Annotated in this window: 26 protein-coding genes; 9 read left to right on the top strand and 17 right to left on the bottom strand. The window is 73.0% G+C overall.

Translation table 11 applies throughout. The annotated features are described in order from the left end of the window. Nucleotides 1–66: 66 nt before the first annotated feature. The 4 genes from SB754_RS12520 to SB754_RS12535 all read right to left on the bottom strand — a co-directional run bounded on the left by SB754_RS12520 (nt 67) and on the right by SB754_RS12535 (nt 3708). The gene (locus SB754_RS12520) at nt 67–1158 is read right to left on the bottom strand and encodes an SDR family oxidoreductase (RefSeq protein ID WP_410782632.1); all 1092 of its coding nucleotides are present in this window, start codon (nt 1156–1158) and stop codon (nt 67–69) included. Between the two features lie 157 nt (nt 1159–1315). Then, nucleotides 1316–1987, bottom strand: a complete 672-nt coding sequence (locus SB754_RS12525; RefSeq protein ID WP_410782633.1) for a response regulator — start codon at nt 1985–1987, stop codon at nt 1316–1318. A gap of 49 nt (nt 1988–2036) precedes the next feature. After that, complete coding sequence (locus tag SB754_RS12530; RefSeq protein ID WP_410782634.1) at nt 2037–3170, bottom strand: sensor histidine kinase; 1134 nt, start codon at nt 3168–3170, stop codon at nt 2037–2039. Between the two features lie 7 nt (nt 3171–3177). After that, a complete protein-coding gene (locus tag SB754_RS12535) occupies nt 3178–3708 on the bottom strand; it encodes a hypothetical protein (protein WP_410782635.1) in 531 nt (176 codons plus the stop codon). Nucleotides 3709–3859: 151 nt separating this feature from the next. Between SB754_RS12535 and SB754_RS12540 the strand changes: the two genes are divergently transcribed. Continuing rightward, nucleotides 3860–4741 carry a spermidine synthase gene (locus SB754_RS12540; protein ID WP_410782636.1) on the top strand — a complete coding sequence of 294 codons (882 nt, stop codon included), beginning with the start codon at nt 3860–3862 and terminating at the stop codon, nt 4739–4741. Nucleotides 4742–4778: 37 nt separating this feature from the next. Here the strand turns inward: SB754_RS12540 and SB754_RS12545 are convergent, their stop codons facing one another. From SB754_RS12545 to SB754_RS12560, 4 genes are read right to left on the bottom strand one after another with little or no spacing between them, the layout of a single operon-like run. Further along, nucleotides 4779–5681 carry a biotin-dependent carboxyltransferase family protein gene (locus SB754_RS12545; protein ID WP_410782637.1) on the bottom strand — a complete coding sequence of 301 codons (903 nt, stop codon included), beginning with the start codon at nt 5679–5681 and terminating at the stop codon, nt 4779–4781. Further along, complete coding sequence (locus tag SB754_RS12550) at nt 5678–6295, bottom strand: 5-oxoprolinase subunit B family protein (protein WP_410782638.1); 618 nt, start codon at nt 6293–6295, stop codon at nt 5678–5680. The genes SB754_RS12545 and SB754_RS12550 overlap by 4 nt, the downstream gene beginning before the upstream one ends. Beyond that, the gene (locus SB754_RS12555; protein ID WP_410782639.1) at nt 6292–7053 is read right to left on the bottom strand and encodes a LamB/YcsF family protein; all 762 of its coding nucleotides are present in this window, start codon (nt 7051–7053) and stop codon (nt 6292–6294) included. Before SB754_RS12555 ends, SB754_RS12550 begins: the two co-directional genes overlap by 4 nt. A 10-nt stretch (nt 7054–7063) precedes the next feature. Then, the gene (locus SB754_RS12560; RefSeq protein ID WP_410782640.1) at nt 7064–7720 is read right to left on the bottom strand and encodes a CGNR zinc finger domain-containing protein; all 657 of its coding nucleotides are present in this window, start codon (nt 7718–7720) and stop codon (nt 7064–7066) included. A gap of 249 nt (nt 7721–7969) precedes the next feature. On the opposite strand from SB754_RS12560, the gene SB754_RS12565 reads away from it, so the two are divergent. Continuing rightward, nucleotides 7970–8578, top strand: coding sequence for a GNAT family N-acetyltransferase (locus SB754_RS12565; protein ID WP_410782641.1), 609 nt, complete (start codon nt 7970–7972; stop codon nt 8576–8578). Nucleotides 8579–8695: 117 nt separating this feature from the next. On the opposite strand, the gene SB754_RS12570 is transcribed toward SB754_RS12565, so the two are convergent. The 7 genes from SB754_RS12570 to SB754_RS12600 all read right to left on the bottom strand — a co-directional run bounded on the left by SB754_RS12570 (nt 8696) and on the right by SB754_RS12600 (nt 13156). After that, nucleotides 8696–9301: a C39 family peptidase gene (locus SB754_RS12570; protein WP_410782642.1), complete on the bottom strand. Its 606-nt coding sequence runs from the start codon at nt 9299–9301 to the stop codon at nt 8696–8698. A gap of 5 nt (nt 9302–9306) precedes the next feature. Continuing rightward, nucleotides 9307–9819, bottom strand: coding sequence for a SprT-like domain-containing protein (locus SB754_RS12575; RefSeq protein ID WP_410782643.1), 513 nt, complete (start codon nt 9817–9819; stop codon nt 9307–9309). A 66-nt stretch (nt 9820–9885) separates the two neighbouring features. Further along, nucleotides 9886–10326 (bottom strand): hypothetical protein, encoded by a 441-nt coding sequence (locus SB754_RS12580; protein ID WP_410782644.1) that lies wholly within the window; start codon nt 10324–10326, stop codon nt 9886–9888. Between the two features lie 174 nt (nt 10327–10500). Next, nucleotides 10501–11667, bottom strand: a complete 1167-nt coding sequence (locus tag SB754_RS12585) for a PQQ-dependent sugar dehydrogenase (protein WP_410782645.1) — start codon at nt 11665–11667, stop codon at nt 10501–10503. Between the two features lie 15 nt (nt 11668–11682). After that, the gene (locus SB754_RS12590) at nt 11683–11985 is read right to left on the bottom strand and encodes a DUF427 domain-containing protein (protein ID WP_410782646.1); all 303 of its coding nucleotides are present in this window, start codon (nt 11983–11985) and stop codon (nt 11683–11685) included. 41 nt (nt 11986–12026) lie between these two features. Beyond that, complete coding sequence (locus SB754_RS12595) at nt 12027–12662, bottom strand: 2-phosphosulfolactate phosphatase (protein WP_410782647.1); 636 nt, start codon at nt 12660–12662, stop codon at nt 12027–12029. Beyond that, entirely contained in the window at nt 12659–13156 is a 498-nt protein-coding gene (locus SB754_RS12600) for an EVE domain-containing protein (RefSeq protein ID WP_410782648.1), read from the bottom strand. Before SB754_RS12600 ends, SB754_RS12595 begins: the two co-directional genes overlap by 4 nt. A gap of 100 nt (nt 13157–13256) precedes the next feature. On the opposite strand from SB754_RS12600, the gene SB754_RS12605 reads away from it, so the two are divergent. Genes SB754_RS12605 through SB754_RS12620 form a run of 4 tightly spaced genes read left to right on the top strand, consistent with a single transcriptional unit; the run spans nt 13257 to nt 16343 of the window. Next, on the top strand, nt 13257–13631 hold the full coding sequence (locus tag SB754_RS12605) for a hypothetical protein (protein WP_410782649.1): 375 nt from the start codon (nt 13257–13259) through the stop codon (nt 13629–13631). Continuing rightward, nucleotides 13628–15013 carry an RNA polymerase sigma factor gene (locus SB754_RS12610; RefSeq protein ID WP_410782650.1) on the top strand — a complete coding sequence of 462 codons (1386 nt, stop codon included), beginning with the start codon at nt 13628–13630 and terminating at the stop codon, nt 15011–15013. The genes SB754_RS12605 and SB754_RS12610 overlap by 4 nt, the downstream gene beginning before the upstream one ends. 53 nt (nt 15014–15066) lie before the next feature. After that, a complete protein-coding gene (locus tag SB754_RS12615; RefSeq protein ID WP_410782651.1) occupies nt 15067–15660 on the top strand; it encodes a hypothetical protein in 594 nt (197 codons plus the stop codon). Continuing rightward, on the top strand, nt 15657–16343 hold the full coding sequence (locus SB754_RS12620; RefSeq protein ID WP_410782652.1) for a DUF1684 domain-containing protein: 687 nt from the start codon (nt 15657–15659) through the stop codon (nt 16341–16343). The genes SB754_RS12615 and SB754_RS12620 overlap by 4 nt, the downstream gene beginning before the upstream one ends. 19 nt (nt 16344–16362) lie before the next feature. Here SB754_RS12620 and SB754_RS12625 read toward each other — a convergent pair whose 3' ends face one another. Further along, a complete protein-coding gene (locus SB754_RS12625) occupies nt 16363–18600 on the bottom strand; it encodes a HelD family protein (protein WP_410782653.1) in 2238 nt (745 codons plus the stop codon). A 264-nt stretch (nt 18601–18864) separates the two neighbouring features. Between SB754_RS12625 and SB754_RS12630 the strand changes: the two genes are divergently transcribed. Continuing rightward, nucleotides 18865–20475, top strand: a complete 1611-nt coding sequence (locus SB754_RS12630) for a DEAD/DEAH box helicase (RefSeq protein ID WP_410782654.1) — start codon at nt 18865–18867, stop codon at nt 20473–20475. Nucleotides 20476–20716: 241 nt separating this feature from the next. On the opposite strand, the gene SB754_RS12635 is transcribed toward SB754_RS12630, so the two are convergent. After that, the gene (locus SB754_RS12635) at nt 20717–21298 is read right to left on the bottom strand and encodes an NUDIX hydrolase family protein (protein WP_410782655.1); all 582 of its coding nucleotides are present in this window, start codon (nt 21296–21298) and stop codon (nt 20717–20719) included. A 115-nt stretch (nt 21299–21413) separates the two neighbouring features. Between SB754_RS12635 and SB754_RS12640 the strand changes: the two genes are divergently transcribed. Together SB754_RS12640 and SB754_RS12645 are read left to right on the top strand one after the other, a co-directional pair. Then, nucleotides 21414–22064, top strand: a complete 651-nt coding sequence (locus SB754_RS12640) for an alpha/beta hydrolase (RefSeq protein ID WP_410782656.1) — start codon at nt 21414–21416, stop codon at nt 22062–22064. A 63-nt stretch (nt 22065–22127) separates the two neighbouring features. Further along, nucleotides 22128–26882 (top strand): DEAD/DEAH box helicase, encoded by a 4755-nt coding sequence (locus SB754_RS12645; protein WP_410782657.1) that lies wholly within the window; start codon nt 22128–22130, stop codon nt 26880–26882. Nucleotides 26883–26887 lie beyond the last annotated feature (5 nt).

Genomic DNA, 26887 nt, shown 5'->3' on the forward strand with positions numbered 1-26887 from the left:
GACCGGAGGCGCGTACTGAGGTATAACGCGGGCGACTTCCAGGTATTCCCGGGGTTCGAGCGCTGCTCAGCGGTGCCGCGGATGGTATGTCGGGAGCGTGTCGACCGTCGCGAGGACGGCCTCCTCCCGGGTGCGCGGAGACCAGCCCAGCACCGTGCGGGCCTTCTCGGCGGAAGCGCGGCGGACGGTCCCGAGCTCCGGCAGCGACTCGCGCACGCGGCGGCTGAACGGGGCCGCTGCGCGCAGCATCCACTGCGGCATCAGCCTGGTGCTCACCCGCCGGCCGGCCTGGTCGCCGAGATGCCCGCGGATGAGGAGGGCGACCTCCTGCGCCTTCATCACCTCGCCGGCGATGGCGAGGAAGCGCTGCCCGGCGGCCTCCGGCCGGGTCATCGCGAGCAGGTGCAGAGCGGCGACGTCACGAACGTCCACGATGCCGAAGCTGACGTCGGGCAGGCGCGGGAGGCGTCCCTCCTTCACCAGACGGATCAGCTCGACGGAGGACGAGATGTCCGGGCCGAGGACGGGGCCGAGGATGCCGACCGGGTTCACCGTGGCGAGCTGCAGCGCGGCGCCGTCGGTTCGTGCGCCGTTCTGTGCGACGAAGTCCCACGCGGCGCGCTCGGCGATCGTCTTCGACTGCGCGTAGGGGCTGACCGGGCGGCCGCTGTCGAGCTCGGTCCAGTCCTCCTCGGTGAAGGCGCGGTCGGTCGGCTCGTGCCCGTAGCCGATGGCCGCGAAGGATGAGGTGAGCACCACGCGCTCTACGGCGGCGTCGCGGGCGGCGCGCAGCACGCGGAGGGCGCCGTCGCGGGCGGGGACGATGAGCTCGTCCGGGTCCTTCGGCTGGCGGGACGGGAACGGCGACGCGACGTGGAGGACGAAGCGGCAGCCGGCGACGGCCTCCGCCCATCCGGCGTCGGAGGTGAGGTCCGCGATCGCGAACTCGAGCCGGTCGCCCGGGTCGTCGACGCCTCCCGCCGCCAGCTGGGCCCGGACGTCGGCGGCGCGCGCGGGGGTGCGGATCGTCGTGCGGACCCGGTAGCCCGACTGCAGGAGGGCCAGCACGCAGTGCGCGCCGAGGAAGCCGGAGCCGCCGGTGACGAGGACGAGGTCGGGGACGTGGTCGGGGACGGCTGCGGGGTTCGGGTCGGTCACGGCCCCATCCTTCCCCCGGAGCGGCGTTCCCGCTACCGCCGTCGCAGCGACTGCGGTCCCGCGGAACGACTGCGGCGCGGCGCGCAGGCGCACTCGTTCCGCGAGGTAGCAGTCGCGGCCGGGAGGGAGGGAGGGAGGGAGGGAGGGAGGGAGGCCGTCAGGAGCGGGCGAGGGCGATCGCCTGGGCGCGGTCGCGGACGGCGAGCTTTGCGAAGATCGCGTTGATGTGCGTCTTGACGGTGGCCACGCTGACGAAGAGGCTGCGGGCTATCTCGCCGTTGCTCAAGCCCTCGGCGACGAGGGCGAGCACCTCCGCCTCGCGGCGCGTCAGCGCGGGGAAGCGGAGCAGCAGGGCCTGCGCCGGGTCGGCCTCCCGAGCGTCTCCGGGTACGGCGCCGGTCGTGAGCGAGCTCACGATGCGCGCGCCGACCTCCGGAGCGAAGGTCGACTGCCCGCTCGCGACCGCCCGGACAGCGGCGGCCAGCTCCGTCCGTCCGGCGTCCTTGGTGAGGTACCCGCGGGCTCCGGCCCGCAAAGCGCCGAGAATGGATGCGTCGTCCGCGTACGTCGTCAGCACCAGGACCGCCGTTCCCGGCGCCTCGGCGGTGACGCGTGCGGTCGCCGCAGCTCCGTCGAGCACCGGCATCCGCAGGTCCATGAGCAGCACGTCGGGATGCGCAGCGACGGCGAGCGCCACCGCTTCTGCGCCGTCGGCGGCCTCCCCCACCACCTCCATGTCGGGCAGCAGGCCGAGCACGGTCACCAGGCCGTCTCGCACGATCGCCTGGTCGTCGGCGACGGCGACACGGATGCGCTGCTGCCCGTTCACGCGAGCACCAGCTCCGCCGCGACGGCGACACGGATGCGCTGCTGCCCGTTCACCCGAGCACCAGCTCGACCGCGACGATGAAGCGGCCGTCGTGGGCTCCCGCGGTGACCCGTCCGCCGTGCGGGAGGGCGCTGACGCGTTCGCGCATCCCGTCGATGCCGTGGCCGCCGCCGGTCCGGGAGAGGAGCGGATGCGCGGCGTCGTCGAGGGCGTTGGAGACCGTGAGCAGCACACCGTCAGTCTGCCAGTCCAGCGCAGCCTCCACCGAAGCGCTGGGCGCATGCTTGCGGGCGTTGCTGAGTGCCTCCTGCATCGCGCGCTGCAGGGCGACGGCCTGCTCGCCGACGATCGGCCGGCCTGCGCCGCTCACCCGCAGCTCGGCGACGCCCCCGATGGCGCGGTGCGCCGCCACCAGTTCGCGGAGGGCCGACTCCACGTCCTCCGCCGCCACCACCCGGGAGGCTGCTGCCTCCGGGTCGCGCAGAGCCCCGACCGCCCGCCGCGCCTCGGCCAGTCCGTCGGCGGCGAGACTGCGCGCGTCCACCACCCGGGTGCGGGCCGCGTCGGTGTCCCCCGCCTCGAGCAGTGCGTCGACGGCGTCGAGCTGCAGGACGAGACCGCCGAGGCTGTGCGCCAGCACGTCGTGCAGGTCGCGGGCGATGGCGACGCGGGACGCCTCCTCCCGCAGGGCGAGCCCGCGCTCCCGCAGCTCCGCCGCCTGGGCCTCCGACCGACGGTACTGGCGCCGGCTCAGCCCGGCGAACACCGCCAGCAGCGCCCCGGCCATCATCGCCAGCACGGCGATCGGCGGCGTCCCGAACGGCACGGCACCGATCGGGATCAGGGTCAGGACCACCGCAGAGAGCGCCAGCCCGTGCCACAGCGGCCGGAGCGTGTCGCCGATGAGCGCCAGGAGCGAGACCACGGCGGGGACGACGAGGATGCCGTTCGTCGGCGCCGTCGTCACCGCTCCGGCGAGCCCGGCGACGGCACCGAGCCCGAGCACCCAGCGATCGTGCCGGGCGGGGACCGCGGCGCGGGCCACCCACGCCGCGATCGCCACCAGCGCCACCACGAGCACCCAGGCCGGCTCGCCCCCGGAGTGGCTGGTCAGCAGCGACCAGGTGACGACGACCGCCCCGATCACGTTGAGGGAGAGCGCGAGCGGCCTGGACGTGTTCACAGAACCATCATGCGCCGGTGGAGGTCAGCGCCGCGGCATGCCGGTCGAGGCGGGCCGCGAACACCGCCGTCCGCGCGATCCGGTTGGCTGCGAAGACGAGGAGGATGACGCCGGTCGCGGCGACGAGGTGGGCTCCGGCCTGCGTGGCGAGCACGTCGACCCCGATGCGCACCGCGACGACCACCACCCAGAGCACGAGGCCCAAGACGCCGGTCTGCGACTCGTACACGGCCACCTCCCCGGGCCGGCGCCCGGCGGCGATCGGCTCCGGGAGGCGCCGGAAGTGCGCGATGGCCCCCATCCAGGCGCCGATGGCGAGCGAGAGCAGCAGTTCGCCCGCGATGACGGCGAGGTCGAGCGGTGTCACCTGGGCCGGCTTCGTCTGCTGTCCGATGAGCACCACCCCGACCACGGCGAGGATGGCGGGAAAGCGCCACATCCTCGACACCACCACCGGCCGCCAGGTCAGCTGCCGGTACCCGACCCACCCGATCAACAGCACGATCAGGACCGCGTTCGCGAGCGTCTGAATGCTCATGTCATCACCTTTCCCCGGCCGTCCACCGGCCACGACGACAAGCCTCGCCGGACGGCCCGGGCCGAGGGACCGTCCACGGGTGGAACCCGGGTGGAGACCGGGTGGAGATCGGCCGCGGCGGCCTCCGCTGCTGCCGGACTAGGCTGCCGGTGTGCCCCAGAATCCGGCTTCGCAGCATCCCTCCGTCACGCTCTCGGAGAGCGGATACCTGGCGACGGTGGAGCCCGACCGGTTCGTCCCCGGCGCGTACCAGCTGGTGGTGGACGGCACACCGCAGTCGCACGTGAACCTCGACGACCCGACGCAGCTGTTCTTCGAGTACGTGCAACGGATGGGCAACGTCATCGACCTGATCGGCGACCCCGCCGAGCCGATCACGGCGGTGCACCTCGGCGCCGGAGCGCTGACGCTCCCGCGGTACATCGCCTACACCCGTCCGGGATCCCGGCAGCAGGTGATCGAGCTGGAGAGCCGGCTGGTGGACCTGGTGCGCGAGCAGCTGCCGCTCCCCCGCTACGCGCAGATCCGCATCCGGCACGGCGACGCGCGGGAGGTCGTCGGCAAGCTGCCTGCGGGCCTCCGCGGATCGGTCGATCTGCTGGTGGTGGACATCTTCAGCGGCGCCCGCACCCCCGCGCACGTGACGAGCGTCGAGTTCTACCGGTCAGCCGTGTCGCTTCTGAAGCCGGACGGGATCGTGCTGGTCAACGTCGCCGACGGGCCGCCGCTGACGTTCGCGCGCAGCCAGGTCTCCACCCTCGGGTCCGTGGTGGAGAACGTCGCGGCGCTCGCCGAGACGCAGGTGCTGAAAGGGCGGCGGTTCGGCAACGTCGTGCTGGTCGGCTGCAATTCGCCGCTGCCGCTGGAGTGGCTGCCGCGGCTGCTCGCCAGCGGTCCGCATCCCGCGAAGGCCGTGGCCGGGGAGGAGCTGCGGACCTTCGCCGCCGGTGCGTCGATCGTGACGGATGCGACGGCCGTTCCGTCGCCGCCACCTGCGCGCAGCATCTTCCAGTCGGGGACGCGGCGGGACTGACGCTGCGGGGCTGACGCGCCTCGAGGACTGACGTGCCTCAGGCGTGTCGGAACATCACGGGCTGGCCGGGGCGGAGCTGGGCGAAGGCGTCCAGCGACCGGTCCGAGATGACGGCGATCACCGGGTAGCCGCCCGTGACCGGATGGTCGGCGAGCAGCACGGTCGGACGCCCGTCGGGCGACACCTGGACGGCCCCAGCGACCATCGGCTCGCTCGGCAGCTCCCCGACGATGGCGCGCTCGAGGAGCGGAACCGCCGGCTCGGCGACGGCCGTGTGCCGCGCGAGCGGAGGCGGGTCGAGCCGCACCCCCACCCGGTCGCTCTGCGCTCCGGCACGCCACTCGACGGAGAAGAACGCCTCAAGCGCCTGCGGAGTGAACCAGTCCGCGCGGGGGCCGTGATGCGCCTTCACCTCGACAACGCCCACCGAAGGCTCGGCCACGGGGACGAAGTCGAGCAGTGGGAGGTCGGTGCCGGGATGCTCGCCGAGCGGCAGGAGGTCTCCCGCACGCAGCGGCTCGGGACCCAGCCCGGCGAGGGTGTCGCGCGACCGCGAGCCGAGCACGGCCGGCGCGTGCACGCCGCCGCGGACGGCCAGGTAGCGGCGCGTTCCGGCGACCGCCGGCCCGATTCGGAGCACCTGGCCGGCGTCGGCGCGGACGGCGAGGTGCGCATCCACGGGTCGCTCGTCGAGCAGGAGCGGGCCGGTCGCGCCGGTGACCGCGAACCAGGTGTCGCTCTCGAACCGGACCTCGAGCCCGCCGAGCAGCGCTTCGATCCCCGCCTCCCCCTCCGGGTTGCCGAGCAGCCGGTTGGCCAGGCGGAGCGCGCCGCGGTCGAGGGCGCCGGACCGGCCGACGCCGAGCGCGGCGAAACCGGGACGGCCGAGGTCCTGCACGAGTGCGAGCGGGCCGGGATGCAGGATGCGCAGGCCGGTCATGAGGCCTCGCGGAAACGGACGACCGTGCCAGGGCTGAGCAGCGCGGGCGGGTCGGCGGACTCGTCCCACAGCACCGCATCCGTCCGGCCGATCAGCTGCCAGCCTCCGGGGCTCGACCGCGGGTAGACGCCGCTGAACGCGCCGGCCAGGCCGACCGCGCCTGCGGGCACGGAGGTGCGGGGCGTGCTCCGTCTGGGCACCTCCAGGGCGGCGCCGTCGCCGACGAGGTAGGCGAACCCGGGGGCGAAGCCGCCGAAGGCGACCCGCCAGGTCGTGCCGGCGTGCAGGGCGACCACTTCGCGCTCGCTGCGGCCGGACAGCCGGGCGACCTCCGGGAGGTCTTCGCCGTCGTAGCGGACCTCAAGCTCGACGACGCGCTCGGCCGCCTCCTGCGGTTCCCGGGGCACAGCGCGCTCCAGCCAGCCTGCCGCGGCACTCAGAGACAGGAGGGCCGGGTCGACCTCGACAGCGATGGTGCGGGCCGCGGGCACCAGATCGATCACGCCCTCCGGCCGCGAGGAATCGAGGCCGCGGTAGAGGGCGAGGACGGCCTCCAGGCCGTCCAGCTCGACCAGAAGTGCGCGGTCGCCGTACGGGAGGATGCGCCGGTTCACGCGAACGGCTCCACGCCGATCCCTGCCGCGGCGAGCGCGTCCCGGACCGCGCGCGCCATCGCGACCGCGCCGGGGGTGTCGCCGTGCACGCACAGCGAGTCCACCTGCACGGCGATGTCGGTACCGTCGACGGCCGTCACCACGCCGTCGGTCACCATGCGCAGCGCGCGGGAGGCGATCTGTGCGTCGTCGGACAGGACGGCGCCCGGCTCGCTGCGCGAGACGAGGGACCCGTCCGGCCGGTAGCCGCGGTCGACGAAGGCCTCGCGAACGAAGCGCACGCCGGCCTCGGTCGCGGCCTGCTCCACCGCCGACCCGGAGAGCCCGAGCAGGGCGAGCGACGGATCGAAGGCGAGGACCGCATCCACCACCGCCCGGGCCTGTGCGTCGTCGGCCACGATCCGGTTGTAGAGCGCGCCGTGCGGTTTGACGTAGCGGACGCGGGTGCCCGCGATGCGTGCGAGGCCGGCGAGCGCGGACAGCTGGTAGAGGAGTTCGTCGCGCAGCTCGCCCGACGGCACGTCCATCGCCCGGCGGCCGAAACCGGCCAGGTCGCGGTACGAGACGTGCGCCCCGACGGCGACACCGTTCGAGGCCGCCTCCCGGCAGGTGGCAAGAATGGTGGAGGGGTCGCCGGCGTGGAATCCGCACGCCACGTTCGCGCTCGAGACAACGCGGAGCAGCGCGGCGTCGTCGCCCATGGTCCAGGCGCCGAACGACTCGCCGAGGTCGCTGTTGAGGTCGACGGAACGCGTCATGAGCCTATTGTCACGCTCGGGCGGGTTCGGCAGCGGGGGTGGTGTGGGCGGCGCGAGCGGCGCGTGCCCGGTGCGCGCGGACCTTTGCGCGGTTGCCGCAGCGCTGCATGGAGCACCACCGGCGGGTGCCGCTGCGGGAGGTGTCCAGGTAGACCAGGCGGCAGTCGTCGGCGGAGCACTCACGGATGCGTCCGTCGACGTCGGGGCCGAACAGCCGGACGGCGTCACGCGCTATGGTGCCGAGTGCCTGGTGCGGGCGGGCGTTGGTCCGGCCCGCCTGACGGCCGCCGCCGGGGAGGACCGGAGGGATGTCGGGCGTCGCGGCGAACAGGTTGACGACGTCCACGTCGTCCGGCTCCAACGACAAGCCGAGGCTCGCCTGCCGGGCGAGGCGGCCGATGGCGGCGCGGAGGGCGTCGGCGTCGCGGAACTCGCGCTCGCCGGCCGTCGGGGCGACCTCGGGGAAGCGTTCGGTGAGCCAGGCGTTGAGGCCCTCGGGGTCGCGGACGGTCACGCGGTGGTCTGCATCTGCGTCTGCATCCGCGTCGAGGCCGCCGGTGTAGGCGAAGTCGAGGGCCAGCGATCCGGAGTCGAACCACCAGGTCTGCCCGTCGATGGGCTCCATCCACTGCCCGGTTCCCTGGGTGAGTATCGCTTCGGTGGCCATCGGATCAACGATATCCGGTCACAGGTCGGGCTGGATTCCGGGGGCGCCGGGGTGGTCACCTTTATTCAGGAGAATGGGCTCTCTGGATGCTCCCAGGGCCTTTATTCAGGACCCACAGCGCACTGAGGGCCCATTCCTCCTGAAAACAGGAGCGGAGCCGAGCCTGATCTCCTGAAAACAGGAGCGGAGCCGAGCCGCCGCACAAGCCACGGGCCGTCCGGATGGTGGCCGCTTTGGCATACTGGGCGGATGACCGCGACCCGTCCCGACCCGCACGCCGTGCTCGAGGGCGCGACGGTGCGCCTCCGGGCGCTCACCGTCGACGACCTGCCGGACCTCTTCGATGCGATCGGGCATCCCGAGGTCTTCGCCGGCGGCTGGGGCGGCGGACCCGCCGCCTTCCGCGACACCTACGAGGAGTGGCGGGAGTTCATCCTGGGCTACCTGGACTGGGAGCGGAGCAACGTCATGGCCGTTCTGCTGCGCGACGGCGACCGCCTGGTCGGGACGACCACGCTCGGCGACTTCGACCTGGTGAACGACTCGGCGCACATCGGCTGGACGGCATACGCCCCGGAGGCGTGGGGCGGCCGGGTGAACGCCGAGACCAAGCGCCTCCTGCTCGGCACCGCGTTCGACCACGGGTTCGAGCGGGTCAAGCTGCAGGCGGACGTCGTCAACGAGCGCTCCCGGGCGGCCATCCAGCGCCTCGGCGCCCGCTTCGAGGGCGTCCTCCGGCACACCCAGCGCCGCGCCGACGGCACCTGGCGGGACACGGCGGTCTACTCGATCCTCAGTGACGAGTGGCCGGCGGTTCGGGATGCGCTCGACGCGCGCCTCGGCGTCGCACACGCCTGATGAGCTGAAGCGCCGAACGAGCGGGCGCCGAACAAGCGGACGCCGAACGAGCGGGCACCGAACAAGCGGGCACCGAACAAGCGGACGACCGAGAAGCCGACGCCGAACAAGCGGACGTCAGCCGACCCTACGGAGGGTCACACCCCGGCCGGCGAAGAACCGGGCGAACGTGGCGACGTCCAGTCGCGCGTCCTCAGCCGTGTCCCGGACACCGGACGGATTGTGAAAGGTCACCGTCGCACCGTCGAAGCGGTGGGCGAGCACGAGGTGACCTCCACGGCGCAGGTTCGGCCGGTCGGGGTAGCGGATCTCCGGGGACACGGACGCGAGAAACACGCGATCCTCGTCGATCAGCCGCAGGGCCTCCTCCGCCTCCGCGTGCTCGACGACCTCCCCGTCGAGGCCCAGCTCGGCTCTCGCCCACACGAGGAAGGGCCGGTAGTAGAGCCCGTCCACGGTGTCGTCGCGCCGCACCAGTGCCCCGTGGCGCTCCGCAGCCCGGACGAGGTCGTACATCGGCGACGACTCGGAGAACCAGCCGCGCAGGACGGAGCGGAGGGAGGCCAACCCGCAGACGTGGCGGGCCCAGAACCGGTACTCCTCCACCGACGGGTAGCCGTCGGCGCGCCAATCGAAGTACTCGGCGGGGTCGGCGCCGTGCTCGATCAGCGGGGCGTTGCAGGCGAGGTCTCCCCACTGCGACTCGTACGGGAAGACCGCCACCGTCGTCAGGAGACCGTCCGCCGGTCGGCCGCCGCGGCCGCGGCCACCCGGCGCTGCGCCGGGGTGACCTCGCGGTGCTGCCAGGAGATGAGGTTCGCCGCGTCGAAGCGGCGGCTGCACGCGCCGCAGGCGAGAGCGCGGGCGGGCTTGCGGTACCGGTAGTGGGTGTGGCCGTTCGGGCAGACGCCGACCCACGGCGCCAGGTCATCCGCGATGGCGCCGCCGTGCAGGCGCTTGCCCTCGTAGCCGAGCTCGATGGCGATCGCCCGCCAGCGGGGGCCGTGTCCGGCCCGGGAGCCGGCCAGGGCATGGGCCACCTCGTGCAGGAGGATCTGGTGGATCTCGTCGTCCTCGTAGCGGGCGGCGAGGTAGCGCGAGACGGTGATCCGTTTCTCGGTGTAGTTGCAGAGACCAGCGCGGGTCTTCGCGTTGTCGAAGCCGAAGCTCCACACGCCGGGGTCGAGATGCAGGGCGATCAGGGCCTCGGCCCAGTGACGAACGCGGTCGAGTTCGGACATCAGCGCCGGATCCCGTCCGGAGCGCTCCCATCCCCGACGCCGGGCATCTGCTTCATGCCGAGCATCCTACGCGTGATCGCCGTCGCCCTCATCGGATGACGCGGGTGCGCTGCCGCGTTGCGCGTCGAGCGCCGACTGGACCACCGCGACGGCGGTCAGCGCGGCCTGGATCTCGGCAGGGGACGCGCCCAGCTTCTCGCGGAGGAAGACGGCCGCGGTCATGTCGGACAGCGCGTTCTCGTAGTCGCCGGTGTCGAACCACACCTTGCCGCGGTTCTGGATGGCGAACGCCTCCAGCCCCGTCCACTCGCGGCCGCGCGCCTCGTCGACGCAGCCGGTCAGCTCGATGATCGCCTCGTCGGCCTTGCCCTGGTACTGCAGGACCTGGGCGTGCCGGATGCGCGCCCCGAGCAGTTGCTCGCGGTCGCCGGTGAACCTGGCCTGGCGCACGGCCTCGTTGGCGATCTCGATCGCCTCGTCCAGCCGCCCGAGCAGGCGGAGCAGCACCGCCTTCTCGTTGAGCGCGCTCAGGCTGCGAAGGCTGCCCAGTTCGTCCAGCCGCTCGGCGGCAGCGCGCAGATCGACGCGTTCGCGCAGGGTGGTCGGATCGTATCCGAGGATGATGCTCAGGGTTCTGCTCCCGATCGGTGTCTCGCGACCAAGACTACCCGTAGCGGCGGATCAGCCCGGGCGCTTGACTGCCTGGGCGGGGGTGAGAGCGACCTCGAGGAGCCGGTCGTCGCCGCTGCGCGGGGATCCGCGGCTGTCTGTATTGTTCGTCAGCAGCCAGATGCGGTCACCGACGGCCACCACATCCCGCAGCCGGCCGAACTGTCCGACGAAGAACGGGGCGACGGCGACGGGCGCGCCGCCTGCGGTCGGCCAGACCGTCCACAGGCGTTCACCGCGGAGGGCGGCGAGGAAGATCGTGTCGCCCACCACAGCCAGGCCGCTGGGGCTGGCCTCATCGGTAGGCCACTGGTGCACGGGGTCGGTGAACCGGGGGTCGCCGGCCTCACCCTCCACGACCGGCCAGCCGTAGTTCGCCCCCGGCCGGATGATGTTGAGCTCGTCCCAGGTGTTCTGGCCGAACTCGGAGGCCCACATCGTGCCGCGCGAATCCCAGCCGATGCCCTGCGGGTTGCGGTGCCCGTACGACCACACGGGCGAGCCGGGGAACGGGTTGTCCGCCGGGACCTGGCCGGTCGGCGTGATGCGGAGGATCTTGCCGCCCAGCGACGCCACGTCCTGCGCGTTCGCCGGGTTCGAGGCGTCTCCGACCGTCACGTACAGCTGCTTGTCCGGTCCGAAGGCGATGCGGCCTCCATCGTGGTTGGACGCCTTCGGGAGCCCGGTGAGCACCGGCTCGGGAGCGCCGACGGCGTAGCTGCCGGGGACACCGGAGAGCGGCATCCTGACCACCCGGTTGTCCTCGGCGGTCGTGAGATAGGCGTACAGGTCGGCGGGCGCGGACTCCGCCTGCACCGCGAGGCCCAGGAGGCCGCCCTCCCCCTGGTGCACCACGCCCGGCACCGTGCCCACTTCGCGAACGCCGCCCGACGGCAGCCGCTCGAGGATCGTCCCGCTGTCCCGCTCGCTGATGAGGGCCGAACCGCTCGGGAGGTGGACGACGGACCACGGCGCCTGCAGCCCGGTCTCGAGCTCCGTCGTCGCCCCGCTCGGCTGCCACGGGATCGCGGGGACGGCGACGGCCGATCCGGTCGGCCGCGGCGAGGACGTCGGCGTCCTGGTGACGGTCGGGTGGGGAGCGGGGGCCGTGCAGCCCGTGAGAACGAGCGCGGCCGCCGTCAGGGCGAGAAGCCCTGAGCGGCGGCCGGGACGGAACATCGTCGGCTCCGGTCGTCAGTCGACGACGCGGACGTCCTTCCAGAAGGCGACGTAGTTGCTGTAGTCCTTGCCGACGCGGTCGAAGGAGCTCGGGTACGGCGTCGGGTAGCTCCACGCGCGGTCCTGAAGAAGGGCGTCGTCGGACTTCACGGAGAAGTACTGGCATTCCCCCTTCCACGGACAGGTGTACGGGGTGTCGCTCTCGACGAGGTACTCGGACTTCACGCTCGCAGGCGGGAAGTACCAGTTGCCCTCGATGCGGATCAGGTCCTCCTGCGGGGCCTCGGCGATCACGGTGTCGTTCAGCACGGCTTTCATGTAAAACCTCCTGTGGGGGACGAACGTACCCGGGCGCCCGATCATTCCGGCGGTCGCGCACCGCTCTGCCGGGAGGCTCGCAGCACCGTCACAGTGTCGGAGGATCCGAGCCGGCCTCCCGCGGCCACCTCGGCGGGTGCCGCCCCGGCCGCGATGCTCTCCTGCCCGGACACCGACGCGGTGAGCAGGTGCGCGACTGCGCCGCGCAAGCCGGTGAAGGCCGCGCTTGCCGCGGCGGCTTCTGGCGAGCAGTAGTCGATCCCCAGGGAGGCGAGTTCGTCCACCACTGCACCCGCCGCCAGGAGGTCGTCGACCGCGAACCGCGGGGAGCCGTCGGAGGCCGTGGCGCCTGCTCCGACGAGTGCGATCATCGCCCTCCGTCCGAGCCGGACCTGCTCGTCGAGGATCCAGCGGGCGACGGCGGGCGCGTTCGTGAGGCCTGCGGCGAGGACGGCGCCCTCTCCGGGCACGTGCGGTACCGCCGGGTGTTCCGGTTCCGTCGGTTCCGTCGGCAGGGGAAGCGCATCCACCCAGACGACAACATCGGCGTCGGCCGCCACCGCGATGGCACCGGCGGTCCCCCAGTCGAAGCGCACCTGGTACTTGGCCTGGCGGTGTGCGGCCGGGACGGCAGGTGCGCTGGAGGAGGCAGTGTCGCGATCGGTCGGCGGAGTCACCGGGCCATGGTAGTTCGCGAACCGGGCGCGGGCCGCCGTGCCTCCCCGGGCGTCGGCCGCATCTGCGCCCGGATCAGTTCGAAGTCGTGCCGCGACAGCTCGATGACGCCCCGGCGCAGCTGGTAGCCCCAGTCGGGACGGTCGCGTGTGAAGTCGAGCGCGGGCAGGAGCGGCCGGATGGGCGTCGCCACCGCGTCGTGGTCCCAGTCCACCCGGCGGCGCCACGGCTTGAAATCGGAGGCAGGTCCGCTCATCGCAGGGCCCTGCGTCACCTGGAACACCTGGTCGTCGGCGATCCGGCCGACGCCGGTGAACTGCTTGAGCGGCTCGCCGTCGGGATACGACACCCGGGGAGAGTAGAAGACGAAACCGTCTGAGACGCCCATACGTTCGAGTGGCGCGCGCACCCCGTGATTCACCTGTGCGAAGCCGCCTGCGACGCCGCGCAGAACGTGATCGAGCTGCACAACGCCCAGCCAGTAACGGATCGCCATGCTCCCGTTGTAGCGCACACGGCCGTCACTCGTGTCGAAACGGGCCGGTGAGGATCGACGTACCGGTGACGGGAACGGCCCGGCAAGGGAGGATGGCACCATGCGTTTCGTGCTGATGGCGATCGCCGACGGCGGCGGGCAGGCGGATCCGGGCGCTCCGGACCGTGCTGCGCTCGATCGTGCTGCGCTCGATCGCGCTGCGCTCGATCGTGCTGCGCTCGATCGATATGGGGCGGAGCTGGTCCGCGCCGGCGTGCTTCTCGCGGCGGAGGCCCTGGAGCCGGCCGCGGTCGGCGCGTGCCTGCGCTACTCGGGCGAGCAGCGCATCCTGAGCCGTCCAGCCCCCGGCGCCGTCAGCCGGTTCTGGATGCTGCAGACGGCCGGAGAGGACGAGGCGCTGGAGTGGGCCCGCCGGATGCCGCTGACGACCGGCACGGTGGAGGTGCGGCGCGTGACGGACGACGAGGGCCGATGAGCGACGACGTCGACGCCGAAGAGGTCCGCGCCGAAGAGGTCCGCGCAGAAGGCGTGCGCGCCGAAGAGGTCCGCGCCGCCGAGGTCCGCCGCACCGTGGATTCCGTCTGGCGGATCGAGTCGGGACGGCTGATCGCGGGCCTGGCGCGGTCGACCGGCGACGTCGGCCTGGCCGAGGAGCTGGCCCAGGATGCGCTCGTCGCCGCGCTCGAGCAGTGGCCGGAGTCCGGCATCCCCCGCAACCCCGGCGCGTGGCTGACCACCGTGGCGAAGCGTCGCGCGGTCGACGGCTGGCGTCGCCGGGAACGCCTGGACGACCGGTACGCGGCCATCGCCCACCACCTGGAGCAGGAGCTCGGCGACGACGACCCGGCGCGGGCGGCCCAGGAGCCCATCGGAGACGACCTCCTCCGTCTCGTCTTCGTCGCCTGCCATCCCGTGCTGCCGCAGCAGGCCAGGGTCGCGCTGACCCTCAAACTGCTCGGCGGACTGTCGACCGAGGAGATCGCGCGAGCGTTCCTCGTGCCGCCGGCGACCATGGGGCAGCGCATCGTCCGGGCGAAGCGGACGCTCAGCGCGGCCGGCGTGCCGTTCGAGGTCCCCGAGCGCGCCGAATTCGGCGAGCGCCTCGCATCGGTGCTCGAAGTCGTCTACCTGATCTTCAACGAGGGCTACTCGGCCACCGCGGGCGACGAATGGATGCGGCCCGACCTGTGCCGGGAGGCGCTGCGGCTCGGCCGCGTGCTCGCCGAGCTGACGCCACGCGAGCCGGAAGTGCACGGGCTGGTGGCGCTGATGGAGTTCCAGGCCTCCCGGCTCGGCGCGCGCACGGACGCGGACGGGTCGCCCATCCTGCTGCAGGACCAGGACCGCGCCCGCTGGGACCGCCTCCTGATCGGGCGAGGGGTGGCGGCGCTCGAACGGTCGGATGCGCTGCGGACCAGCCGCCGTCCAGCGGTCAGCCGCGGGCCGTACGCCCTCCAGGCCGCGATCGCCGCCTGTCACGCGACGGCGCCCGACGCCGGGGCGACCGACTGGGAGGAGATCGTCGCGCTCTACGGCGCGCTCGGCGAGCTGCGGCCCTCCCCGGTGGTCGATCTCAACCGCGCCGTCGCGCTGTCGATGGCGTACGGACCGGAGGCCGGCCTGGAGGTCGTCGACCGGCTGACGCTCGACGGTGCGCTCGCGTCGTACCACCTGCTGCCCTCCGTGAGGGCCGACCTGCTGCTCCGGCTCGGCCGAACGGTGGAGGCGCGGCAGGAGCTCCGGCGGGCCGCAGCCATGACCGGCAACGCGCGGGAGCGGGAGCTGCTGCTCGCGCGGGCGGACGAAGCTCCCGCGGACGAAGCTCCCGCGGACGAAGCTCCCGCGGACGAACCCTGAGCAGTCGCTGATCCGGGCGGCACCATCCACACCCGGAGCGCGACACTGGAGGCATGCGCGTCCTCCTGAAGCTGCTCCTCGACTGCGACCCCGACGCCGCCTGGCGCGCCCTGCAGAGCCCGACGGCGTTCCGCGAGGTCGCGCTGCCCTGGCTCGACTTCCACTCCGATGAGCCGGGAGGATTCCCGACGACCTGGGGGTCCGAGCATCGGGTGCGCGTGCGGGCGCTGGGCGCGTTCACGGTCGGGACGCAGGCCATCCGGCTCGACACGCTGCGCTCGACGGACCCGCGCGAGCAGAGCACCCGCATCCTGCACGACAGCGGCGGAGGAACGGGCGGCATGCTGGCCGCGATCCCGCACCTGGATCACCGGATGGCCATCGCCCCCGATCCCGCCGGTCCGGACGAGCACGGCCGGCTGCGGACGCTGTACCGCGACCAGCTGATCGTGCGGGCGGGAGCGCTGACCCCCATCGCCTGGTACGGCTTCTGGGCGTTCTGGCAGTGGCGCGGCGTGCGCCTCCGCCGCCTCGCGCCCACCTGGGCCTACGATCCGGAGGTGCGGGAGCGGGACGACGAGCCGGATGCGGCCCAGGATCCCGCAACCCGGACTCAAGCGGTGCAGACGGGAGCAGCGGACAGATGACCAGCACGGAACAGCCCCTCGGGAGCACGGCCGCCGACGGCACGCGGGCGATCAGCGCCGCGCAGACCGCGGACTGGCGCCGGCGGGTCTTCGCCCTGTACGCCTCCGTCCGCCGTCTCGCCGCACACGACCCGGCGGAAGCCCACGCCTACTGGGTCTCGTGCCGCGACGACCTGTTCGCGTCGCATCCCGCGTCGCCGCTCCTGGAGGAGGACCGCGCCCGCTTCACCGGGCTGCCGGTGACCCGCTACGACCCCGACTGGCGGTTCGAGCTGCCGATCCTCCCCGCCGCCGAGGCGGTGCGGATGGACGTGGAGACGGGCACCGACGGCGTCGTGCCGTTCGAGCTCCTCGGCACCGTGCGCGTCCCCCTCGCCGGGACGCTCGACGTCTGGCGACTGTCGTCGTACGGCGGCGGGCTGTTCGTCCCCGTGAAGGATGCGCTGGCCGGTCGGCCGGGCGGCACCTACGGGGGTGGCCGCTACCTGATCGACACGATCAAGGGCGCCGACCTCGGGCTCGACGCGGACGACGGCGAGGCCTCGCTCGTGCTCGACTTCAACTTCGCGTACAACCCGTCCTGCGCCTACGACCCGGCGTGGGCCTGCCCGCTGGCGCAGGCGGGGAACACGCTCGCGATCGAGATCCCCGTCGGCGAGCGCTACGCGGGGGCCGGCGAGTAGCCGGGCCCGGTAGCCACGCTCACCGGGTGACGAGCGTCAGCCGCTGCGTCGGACGCGTCATCGCGACGTAGAGGGAGGCGGCGCCGCGGGGCGACTCGCCCGCGAGCGCATCCGGGTCTGCCAGCACCACCGCGTCGAACTCCAGTCCCTTGGCCTCGTAGCCGGTGAGCACGGCGATCGGCCGGCTCAGTCCTGCCGCCCCGCGGCCCGCGGCGTCGCCGAAGCGCTCAGCGACTGCGGACGACACAGCCGGAAGGTCGGCTGTGGTCGTGATGACGGCCAGAGTCCCCGCATTGTCGATTGAGCGGTCGTGCGCGACCGCGTCGGCAACGGCCCGGCCCAGCGACTCGGGCGCGCCGGAGGCCGCCTCGACCCGGCGGATCGGCCACTCCCCTTCGCGGACCGCACGGGTCGGCGTGATCGGGAGGCCGGCCTCCACGGCCAGCCGCTCGGCCTCGCGCGTGATCTGCGCGGGCGTGCGGTAGTTGACCGACAGCTCCTCCAGCCGCCAGGCGTCCTTGAACACCGGGTTCAGGGCCTCCTGCCAGCTCGACGCCCCGGCCGCCGACGCGACCTGCGCGATGTCGCCCACGATCGTGAACGACTTCATCGGGCAGCGCCGCACCAGCACCCGCCACTGCATCGGCGACAGCTCCTGCGCCTCGTCGACGACCACGTGACCGTACGTCCAGCTGCGGTCGGCCGCGGCGCGCTCGGCGGTCGTGCCGCGGTCGGCCTGCTCGGCGAAGCCGTCCGCGAGCTGCTCCGCGCTGACGAGCCCCTGCACGCCCATGTTCCGGATGGCGGCACGCGCGTTCTCCAGGTCGCGCTTGCGCTGCCGGTCGCGCTCCCTGTCTGCGGGGTCTGCGCGGCCGGGGAAGTCGCCGAGCAGCTCGGCGGCCTCGTCGAGCAGCGGGACGTCGGAGACGGTGAAGGGCGCCGAGCGGTCGCGGAGCAGCGCACGGCGTTCGGCCTCCGACCAGCGCGGGGCCAGCTCCGCCAGCCAGGCCGGACGGGCGTAGAGGTCCTGCAGAAGCTTCTGCGGCGTGAGCGGGAGCCACGCCGTGTTCAGCAGCACGCGGACGTCGTAGGAGGTGCGGAGGTCCTCGCGCAGCACCTTCAGGTCGGCGTCGTCGATGGTCGAGCCTGCGGCCCTGAGCTGTGCGGCCAGCTGGTCGGTCAGCTCCGCCAGGGCATGCTTGACGAACGTGACCCGGGCGACGTTGTGCGGCTTGCCGGTGCGCTGCGCCTTGGCGATGGCCCGGTGCACCAGCTCCGGGTCCACCACCAGCCGCTCGTTGTCGACGACGACCGTCTGCGGCTCGGCCGGGGCCTTCTGGCGGGACTTCACGGCGCGCGAAAGGAGGCGCGCCATCTGCGCGGAGCCCTTCAGCACCGCGGCCTCCGGCGCATCCTCCTCGGTCGCCTCCACGCCGGGGAACAGTTCACCGAGACTCGACATGACCACACCGGTCTCGCCGAGCGACGGCAGCACCGCCTCGATGTAGCGCAGGAACGCCGTCGACGGGCCGACGACCAGAACACCGGAGGCGCTCAGCCGCTGCCGGTTCGCGTACAGCAGGTAGGCGGCGCGGTGCAGCGCGACGGCGGTCTTCCCGGTGCCCGGGCCTCCCTGCACCACGAGCGCGCCGCGGAGGTCCGAGCGGATGATGCGGTCCTGCTCGGCCTGGATGGTGGCGACGATGTCGTGCATCCGCCCCGTCCGCTGCGCGGTGAGGGCCGCCAGCAGGGCGCCCTCGCCCTGAATCCGCTCCCCGGCGCCCTCGCCCTCGCCGTCGAGCAGGGCCTCGTCGAACACCTCGTCGTCGATCCGCGTCACCTGGCGCCCCGACATGGTGAGGTGCCTCCGGGCGCGGACGCCCATCCGCTCGCTCGCGGTCGCCTGGTAGAAGGCGCCGGCCTGCTGAGCGCGCCAGTCGACCAGGAGCGAGCGCTGGTCCTCGTCGCGCAGCCCGACACGGCCGATGTACCGGTGGTCGGATCCGTCGACGGGCTCCTCCAGGAGCAGCCGGCCGAACACGAGGCGCGCATCGACGTCGCGCAGCTGCGTCAGCTGGTCCTCGTAGAGGCGCGCGAACGCGTCCCGCTCGCTGCGGGCCTGATGGTTGCTCCCGACGCTGTCGCGGCGCACGCGGGCGAGCCGTTCCTCGGTCTCCGCACGCAGTTCATCCAGCCGCTGATAGAGGCGCGACACCACGGCGCGCTCGCGATCGAGCTCCGACTCCAGCACGCCCATAGCCACCTCTCGATTCCGGGCCGACAGTCTACGACCTCCGGATGGGAGTGCGCTCCCAGCACTTCTGCGGCCTGATGCCCTATGGTGGAGGGAGCGGGCGACGAATCTGCCCGCGGCGTCGTAGAACGCTTCGCGTCGCGCCGGGCCATGCCCCGCCACGCTTCTCTTCATACGGCGAACGATCGCGCCGCTCGGTGCGCTCGCCACCCCGACCCGCTCCGGCACGACGCCGCCCGGGTCCGATGCCTGAAAGGCACAACCCTTTTGACTCACTCCTTCGCCGAACTCGGCGTACCCGCACCGCTCGTCGCCGTTCTCGCGGCCGACGGCAAGACCGACGCCTTCCCGATCCAGGCCGACACGCTCCCCGACGCCCTCGCGGGCAAGGACGTGCTGGGCCGCGGCAAGACCGGCTCCGGCAAGACCATCGCCTTCGCCCTGCCGCTCGTCGCGCGCCTCGGCACCGTCCTGGCCGGCGGACGCCGCCGCCCGGGCCGCCCGCTCGCCCTCGTGCTGGCGCCGACCCGTGAGCTGGCGACCCAGATCGCCGCGACCTTCCGCCCGCTGGCGGACGCCTACTCGCTGCGCGTCTCGACCGTCTTCGGCGGCGTCTCGCAGAACAAGCAAGTCGCAGAGCTCAAGGCCGGCGTCGACATCCTCGTGGCCTGCCCGGGCCGACTCGAAGACCTGATGAAGCAGGGCTTTGTCTCGCTCGACGCCGTCGAGATCACCGTGCTCGACGAGGCCGACCACATGGCCGACCTGGGCTTCCTGCCCGTCGTCACGCGGATCATGTCCTCCACCCCGGCCGACGGGCAGCGCCTGCTGTTCTCGGCGACGCTCGACAACGGCGTGGACAAGATCGTCAACCGGTTCCTGCACTCGCCCGTGCTGCACTCGGTCGACGACGAGACCAGCCCGGTCGAGGCGATGACCCACCACGTGCTTCAGGTGGACACCCCGGACGAGAAGAAGGACCTGGTGGAGGCGCTCGCGTCGGGCACCAGCCGCCGCATCCTCTTCACCCGCACCAAGCACCAGGCGAAGAAGCTGGCCAAGCAGCTCACCGCCTCCGGCATCCCCGCCGTCGACCTGCACGGCAACCTCGCGCAGGGCGCCCGCGACCGCAACCTGGCAGCGTTCGGCGACGGCAGCGTGAGGGTGCTCGTCGCCACCGATGTGGCCGCGCGTGGCGTCCACGTCGACAACGTCGAGCTCGTCGTCCACGTCGACCCGCCGGCGGAGCACAAGGCGTACCTCCACCGCTCCGGCCGCACGGCTCGTGCGGGCAGCGCAGGCGACGTCGTCACGGTGATGCTCACCGCCCAGGCGGGCGACGTCAAGGCGCTGCTCCGCAAGGCGGCCATCTCGGCCACGCCGCAGCGGGTCACCGCGACCTCGCAGGCCGTGACCTCGCTCGTCGGCGACGTGGCGGCGCGTGTCGCGCCGTCCGCGGCGCCGCAGCAGCGGCCCGCCGGTGGGGGCGGGACGTCGCAGGGCGCCAACGCCCAGCGCAAGCGTGCGCGCCGCAACGGCGCCGGTGGCGCTGGTGGCGCTGCGCCGCAGGGCGGTCGCGGCGGCCAGGCGGCCGGCGGCGGTCGCGGCGGCCAGGCGACGGGCGGCGGTCGTGGCGGCCAGGCGGCCGGCGGCGTTCGCGGCGACCAGGCGACCGGTGGCGGCCGTGGGACCGGCGGCGCGACCGCGGGTGCGGGTGCGACCGGCGGGTCCCGCCGTCGCGGCCAGCGTCCCGCTGCGGCGACGCAGGGCGCCTCCTCCTCGCGTGGCGGAACTGCTCCGCACCGCGGCGGTCAGGCTCCGACGCGCTCCGACGCCTCCACCCGTCGCGGCCAGGGCTCGCGCCGAGCCCACGGCTGACCCTCCCCTCGGCGGACCCCCCTCCGTCGAGTACACAAAAACTGCACGCTGGGACCACTCCCGGCGTGCAGTTTTTGTGTACTCGGCGATGGCTGCTCGCGCACGCGTCGCATTCGTCACTAATCGGGGGTTAGCGCAGCGGTTTCGGCCGATTCGTCACGAATCGGGGGTTAGCGCAGCGGTTTCGGCCGATTCGTCACGAATCGGGGAACGAATGTGTGTGTGGGGGGGGGGGGGGGGGTCAGGGCATGCGGCCGAGGGAGGCCATGGCGGACTTCACGAGGGCGCCGCGGCCGCCCTCCAGTTCTTCGGAGACCGTGAGGGAGGTGGCCTCCTCGGGGGTCATCCAGGTCAGCTCCAGGGCGTCCTGGCGCGGCTCGCAGGTGCCCGTCACGGGGACGACGTAGGCCAGCGACACCGCGTGCTGGCGCTCATCGACGTACTGCGTCACGCCCGGCATCGGGAAGTACTCGGCCACCTGGAACGGCACGGGGCTCGCCGGCAGCTGCGGGAACGCCATCGGCCCGAGGTCTTTCTCGAGGTGGCGGAACAGCGCCTCCCGCAGCGTCTCGCCGTACATCACCCGGCCGGAGACGAGCGTGCGGGTCATCTGCCCGACGGCGTTGGCGCGAAGGAGGATGCCCACCTCGGTCACCTGCCCCAGACCGTCGACGCGGACCGGCACGGCCTCCACGTACAGCAGCGGCAGTCGCCGCCGCACCTGCTCCAACTCGATGTCCGACAGCCAGGCGGGACCCGGCTGCGGACCGTCGCCGGGAAGCGGGTCGGGGGTGGGGTCCGGGTCCGGGGTGCGCACGCTCATGCATGAATCCTACGGAAGCGCGATTCGGGGACCTACGACGCCCGGCCGGATCTGTGGATGAGCGCCACTCCGACGGGGGCTGTGAACGATTCCACATCGGAGCGCAGAATGGAGGGTGCCGTTTCCCGCCCCCGACCTGCGCATCGACCGCGACGCCGTCCTCTGGTCCGCGTCCGAACGCGACCGCGCCGGCCGCCCGCTGCTCGTCCTCCTGCACGGGTACGCCTCCGACGAGGCCGACCTGTTCGGGATCGCCGCCTACCTCCCGCTCGAGCCGGTGATCGCGTCGCTGCGTGCGCCCATCCCCGAGGGGCCCGGGTTCGCCTGGTTCTCGCGCTTCACGAACGTGCCGGGCGACCCGCTGGCCGGCAACGCAGACGCGGCAGCGCGCGCGGTCCTCGACTGGCTGGACGAGCAGCCGGACGTGCCGACCGGCCTACTCGGCTTCTCGCAGGGCGGGGCCATGGCGCTGCAGCTCCTGCGTCTCGCGCCCGAGCGTTTCGACTACGCGGTGCAGCTCTCCGGTTTCGTGGTGAAGGGCGATCAGCCGCGGGACGGCGAGCTGGCGGACGCCCAGGTGCCGGTGTTCTGGGGGCGCGGAACGCTGGACGACACCATCCCGTCGGCCTCCCTCGACCGCACCAGCGACTGGCTGCCGGAGCACTCCGCCCTCGACGCGCGCATCTACGAGGGGATGGGGCACGCCATCTCACCGCTGGAGCTCGGCGACATCTCGTCGTTCATCCGCACGCACCTCCCCCGCTGAGCGTTCTCCGCCGGTCACCCCGCCACCGGCCGAACTGTCGGTGGCGAGGTGCAGGATGGAGGGATGGGCGACGTGCTCGATCGATTCTCCCCCGCGACCCGGGAGTGGTTCCGCGGGGCCTTCGCCGCGCCCACTCCGGCGCAGGAGGGCGCCTGGGAGGCGATCTCGCACGGCAAGCACGCACTGGTGATCGCTCCGACCGGGTCGGGCAAGACGCTGGCGTCGTTCCTCTGGGCGATCGACCGGCTGGCGGCCCAGCCTCGACCCGCCGACGCCAAGCCGGGCACGCGGGTCCTGTACATCTCGCCGCTGAAGGCGCTCGGCGTCGACGTGGAGCGCAATCTGCGGGCGCCCCTGGTGGGCGTGACGCAGACGGCGAAGCGGCTCGGAGCCGAGCCGCCGCACGTGAGCGTCGGGGTCCGCTCCGGTGACACGCCCGCATCCGACCGCCGGGCGCTGCTGAGCAACCCGCCGGACATCCTGATCACGACGCCCGAATCGCTGTTCCTCATGCTGACGTCGCAGGCGCGCGAGACGCTGGCCTCGGTCGAGACGGTCATCGTCGACGAGGTGCACGCCGTCGCCTCCACCAAGCGCGGGGCGCACCTGGCGCTGTCGCTGGAGCGACTCGACCAGCTGCTCGAACGGCCCGCCCAGCGCATCGGGCTGTCCGCGACGGTCCGCCCTCCGGAGGAGGTCGCGCGGTTCCTCGGCGGCCGGGCGGCGGTGGAGGTCGTCGCCCCGCCCGCGGGCAAGCGCTTCGACCTCCGCGTGGTCGTCCCGGTAGAGGACATGAGCGAGCTCGGCACGTCGACGTACGCGAGCGAGAACCCCGGAGACGGCTCCCCGCCGCAGGCCGGCTCGATCTGGCCGCACGTCGAGGAGGCCATCGTCGACCGGGTTCTGGAGAACCGATCGACCATCGTGTTCTCGAACTCTCGTCGGCTCGCCGAGCGCCTCACCGCCCGACTCAACGAGATCTACGAGGAGCGCCTGCTCGGCGGCACGGCCGACGACACGGCGCGGAGAGCGCCGGCCGAGCTCATGGGAGGGTCGGGCCAGACCCGCGGGTCGCAGGCCGTCGCCGACGAGGACACGCTCGTGCTGGCGCGGGCGCATCACGGGTCGGTGAGCAAGGAGCAGCGGGCGCTGATCGAAGACGACCTGAAGTCGGGGCGGCTCCGCTGCGTCGTCGCCACCTCCAGCCTCGAACTCGGCATCGACATGGGCGCCGTCGACCTCGTCATCCAGGTGGAGGCTCCGCCGTCCGTCGCGAGCGGGCTCCAGCGGGTCGGGCGCGCCGGACACCAGGTCGGCGAGATCTCGCGCGGCGTGGTCTTTCCGAAGCATCGCGCCGACCTCATCCACTCGGCGGTCGCGACCGAGCGGATGACGGCGGGGCTCATCGAGTCGCTGAAGGTCCCGGCGAATCCGCTCGACATCCTCGCCCAGCAGACCGTGGCGGCCGCGGCCCTCGAGCCGATCGATGCCGACGAGTGGTTCGATGCGGTGCGGCGCAGCGCGCCCTTCTCGACGCTCCCCCGCAGCGCGTACGACGCCACCCTCGACCTGCTGGCCGGACGCTACCCCTCGGACGAGTTCGCCGAGCTCCGTCCGCGGATCGTCTGGGACCGCGACACCGGCACCGTCACCGGGCGCCCGGGCGCGCAGCGACTCGCGGTCACGAGCGGGGGGACGATCCCCGACCGCGGACTCTTCGGCGTCTACATGGTCGGCGAGAAGGCCAGCCGCGTCGGCGAGCTCGACGAGGAGATGGTCTACGAGTCGCGCGTGGGCGACGTCTTCGCCCTCGGCTCCACCAGCTGGCGGATCCAGGAGATCACCCACGACCGCGTCCTCGTGACACCCGCCTTCGGCGAGCCGGGTCGGCTGCCGTTCTGGAAGGGCGACGGGATCGGGCGTCCCGCCGAACTGGGCCGAGCGGTCGGAGCGTTCACGCGCGAGCTGAGCAGTGCCTCCCCCGCCGACGCAGAGCTGCGCTGCGTGGAGGCCGGGCTCGACGCGTGGGCGACGAACAATCTGCTCTCGTTCCTCCGCGAGCAGAAGGAGGCCACCGGGCACGTGCCGACCGACCGCACGCTGGTGGTCGAGCGGTTCCGCGACGAGCTGGGAGACTGGCGCGTCGTGCTGCATTCCCCGTTCGGCATGCAGGTGCATTCGCCGTGGGCGCTGGCCGTCCAGGCGCGGGTGCGCGAGCGGTACGGGATCGACGCCGGCGCGATGGCGGCGGACGACGGGATCGTGGTGCGCATCCCGGACACGGAGGCGCAGCCTCCCGGCGGCGAGCTCTTCGTCTTCGAGCCCCAGGAGCTGGACGAGCTGGTGACCGCCGAGGTGGGTGGTTCCGCCCTGTTCGCCTCCCGCTTCCGCGAGTCGGCGGCGCGCGCGCTGCTGCTCCCGAAGTACAACCCGGGCAAACGCTCACCGCTCTGGCAGCAGCGGCAGAAGGCGGCGCAGCTGCTGGACGTGGCGCGTAAGTACCCGAGCTTCCCGATCATCCTCGAGACGATCCGGGAGGTGCTGCAAGACGTCTACGACCTGGGCGCACTGACCGACGTGGCGAAGCAGATCGAGCAGCGCAGCATCCGGCTGGTCGAGGCGGCGACCGAGACGGCCTCCCCGTTCGCACGGTCGCTGCTGTTCGGATATGTCGCTGCGTTCATGTACGAGGGCGACAGCCCGCTGGCCGAGCGGCGGGCCGCAGCACTGTCGCTCGACGCCGGCCTGCTGGCCGAGCTGCTCGGCCGCGCGGAGCTGCGCGAGCTGCTCGACCCGCAGGTCATCGAGCGCGTCGAGCTCCAGGTGCAGCGGCTCGCGCCGGAGCGCCGGGTGCGCGGCGTCGAAGGGGTCGCCGACCTGCTTCGCCTGCTCGGGCCGCTGTCGGTCGACGAGGTGGCGGAGCGGCTGGAGGGCGACCAGCCGGGCGCGAGGGAGGCCGCGACGGCCGCTGCGTCGGCCGCAAGCGATGGCCGGACAGAAGGCGACGACGCGGGAGATGCCGACGAGCCGGTCGCTCCGCACGCGCAACGCGAGACGGCCGCGGCCCACCTCTCCACGCTCGTCGACTCCCACCGCGTGCTCGCGGTGACGATCGCCGGCAGCGAGCGGTTCGCCGCCATCGAAGACGCCGGCCGACTGCGCGATGCGCTGGGCGTCCCGCTGCCGATCGGCGTGCCGCTGGCCTTCATCGAGCCCGTCGACGATCCGCTGGGCGACCTGGTCAGCCGGTACGCGCGAACCCACGGGCCGTTCGAGACGGCGGACGTCGCGACGCGGTTCGGGCTGGGTCCCGCGATCGTGCACGACGCCCTGCGCCGGCTCGCGCGCGACGGCCGCGTGGTCGAGGGCGAGTTCCGTCCGCACGCGCACGGGAGCGAATGGAGTGACGCGGAGATCCTCCGGCGTCTCCGGCGGATGTCGCTCGCGGCCCTGCGGCACGAGGTAGAACCGGTCGACACCGCCACGTTCGGCCGGTTCCTGCCCGAATGGCAGCATGTCGGTTCGACGCTGCGCGGCGTGGATGCGGTGGCGTCGGTGATCGAGCAGCTCGCCGGCGCGCGCATCCCCGCGTCGGCGTGGGAGTCGCTGGTGCTTCCGAGCCGGGTCGCCGACTACAGCCCCGCGATGCTCGACGAGCTCACGGCGACCGGCGAGGTCATCTGGGCGGGCGACGGGAGCCTGCCCGGCGACGACGGCTGGATCAGCCTCCATCTCGCCGACTCCGCGCCGCTGACCCTCGCGCCGCCCTCCGATCACGAGCCGGATGAGCTGCAGCGCGGCATCCTCGAGGCGCTCGGCCGCGGCGGCGGGTACTTCTTCCGCCAGCTCTCCGACACGCTGGGGACGGAGCGCGGCGCGGCCATCGACGACCCGGAGCTGGTCACCGCGCTCTGGGACCTGGTCTGGGCGGGCCGGATCACGAACGACACCCTCGCTCCGTTGCGGACGCTGACGGCGGGAGGCTCTGGGGCGCACAAGCGTCCCCGCCAGCCGACCCGTGCGCGGATGTACCGCGGGCGCGTCCCCACGCGCTCCGCCATGGTGACGCGCATGGGTCCGCCCACGGCGGCCGGCCGCTGGTCCCTGCTCCCCGAGCGCGACCTCGACTCGACGGTGCGGGCGCACGGCCAGGCCGAGACCCTTCTCGACCGGTACGGCGTCGTCACGCGCGGCTCGGTGATGAACGAAGGAACTCCTGGGGGCTTCGCGCTCGCCTACAAGGTCCTCAGCGGTTTCGAGGACACAGGGCGCGCCCGGCGAGGGTACTTCATCGAGACGCTGGGCGCCGCCCAGTTCGCGAGCGGTGCGACGGTCGATCGACTGCGGTCGTACTCGCGCGATCACACGCAGGAGCGCGCGTATGAGGCCGTCGCGCTCGCCGCGACCGATCCCGCGAACCCGTACGGCGCCGCGCTGCCGTGGCCGGCCGTCCCCGGAGAGTCGGGGACCGGCCACCGCCCCGGGCGGAAGGCGGGCGCTCTCGTCGTGCTGGTCGACGGGGAACTCACCCTCTACGTCGAGCGCGGCGGCAAGAGCTTCTTGTGCTTCGTCGAGGGCGCGGAGCAGAAGGCCGAAGGCCCCACGGAGGGCGCCGACCGCTCCCCGGGAGCCGGCAACCCGGCGCGCGTTCTGCAGGCTGCCGCACGGGCACTCGCCGTGCTGGTGACCTCCCGTCGGGTGGACAAGCTCGCGGTCGAGACGGTGAACGGCGGCTTCGTGCTCGGTTCGACGCTCGGCGACGCCCTCTCCGAGGCGGGATTCCTCGCCACTCCCCGCGGGCTGCGGATCCGCGGATGAGCGGG

Origin of the sequence: Leifsonia sp. SIMBA_070 (assembly GCF_046534635.1) — a bacterium.
In the GTDB taxonomy this organism is placed as follows: Bacteria; Actinomycetota; Actinomycetes; order Actinomycetales; family Microbacteriaceae; genus Leifsonia.

What these genes read in the sequence shown, in the direction of transcription:
- SB754_RS12535 (WP_410782635.1), bottom strand. Translation starts at nt 3,708, where the DNA reads ATGAGCATTCAGACGCTCGCGAACGCGGTCCTGATCGTGCTGTTGATC.
- SB754_RS12545 (WP_410782637.1), bottom strand. Translation starts at nt 5,681, where the DNA reads ATGACCGGCCTGCGCATCCTGCATCCCGGCCCGCTCGCACTCGTGCAG.
- SB754_RS12555 (WP_410782639.1), bottom strand. Translation starts at nt 7,053, where the DNA reads ATGACGCGTTCCGTCGACCTCAACAGCGACCTCGGCGAGTCGTTCGGC.
- SB754_RS12560 (WP_410782640.1), bottom strand. Translation starts at nt 7,720, where the DNA reads ATGGCCACCGAAGCGATACTCACCCAGGGAACCGGGCAGTGGATGGAG.
- SB754_RS12565 (WP_410782641.1), top strand. Translation starts at nt 7,970, where the DNA reads ATGACCGCGACCCGTCCCGACCCGCACGCCGTGCTCGAGGGCGCGACG.
- SB754_RS12575 (WP_410782643.1), bottom strand. Translation starts at nt 9,819, where the DNA reads ATGTCCGAACTCGACCGCGTTCGTCACTGGGCCGAGGCCCTGATCGCC.
- SB754_RS12585 (WP_410782645.1), bottom strand. Translation starts at nt 11,667, where the DNA reads ATGTTCCGTCCCGGCCGCCGCTCAGGGCTTCTCGCCCTGACGGCGGCC.
- SB754_RS12590 (WP_410782646.1), bottom strand. Translation starts at nt 11,985, where the DNA reads ATGAAAGCCGTGCTGAACGACACCGTGATCGCCGAGGCCCCGCAGGAG.
- SB754_RS12600 (WP_410782648.1), bottom strand. Translation starts at nt 13,156, where the DNA reads ATGGCGATCCGTTACTGGCTGGGCGTTGTGCAGCTCGATCACGTTCTG.
- SB754_RS12605 (WP_410782649.1), top strand. Translation starts at nt 13,257, where the DNA reads ATGCGTTTCGTGCTGATGGCGATCGCCGACGGCGGCGGGCAGGCGGAT.
- SB754_RS12610 (WP_410782650.1), top strand. Translation starts at nt 13,628, where the DNA reads ATGAGCGACGACGTCGACGCCGAAGAGGTCCGCGCCGAAGAGGTCCGC.
- SB754_RS12615 (WP_410782651.1), top strand. Translation starts at nt 15,067, where the DNA reads ATGCGCGTCCTCCTGAAGCTGCTCCTCGACTGCGACCCCGACGCCGCC.
- SB754_RS12620 (WP_410782652.1), top strand. Translation starts at nt 15,657, where the DNA reads ATGACCAGCACGGAACAGCCCCTCGGGAGCACGGCCGCCGACGGCACG.
- SB754_RS12625 (WP_410782653.1), bottom strand. Translation starts at nt 18,600, where the DNA reads ATGGGCGTGCTGGAGTCGGAGCTCGATCGCGAGCGCGCCGTGGTGTCG.
- SB754_RS12635 (WP_410782655.1), bottom strand. Translation starts at nt 21,298, where the DNA reads ATGAGCGTGCGCACCCCGGACCCGGACCCCACCCCCGACCCGCTTCCC.
- SB754_RS12645 (WP_410782657.1), top strand. Translation starts at nt 22,128, where the DNA reads ATGGGCGACGTGCTCGATCGATTCTCCCCCGCGACCCGGGAGTGGTTC.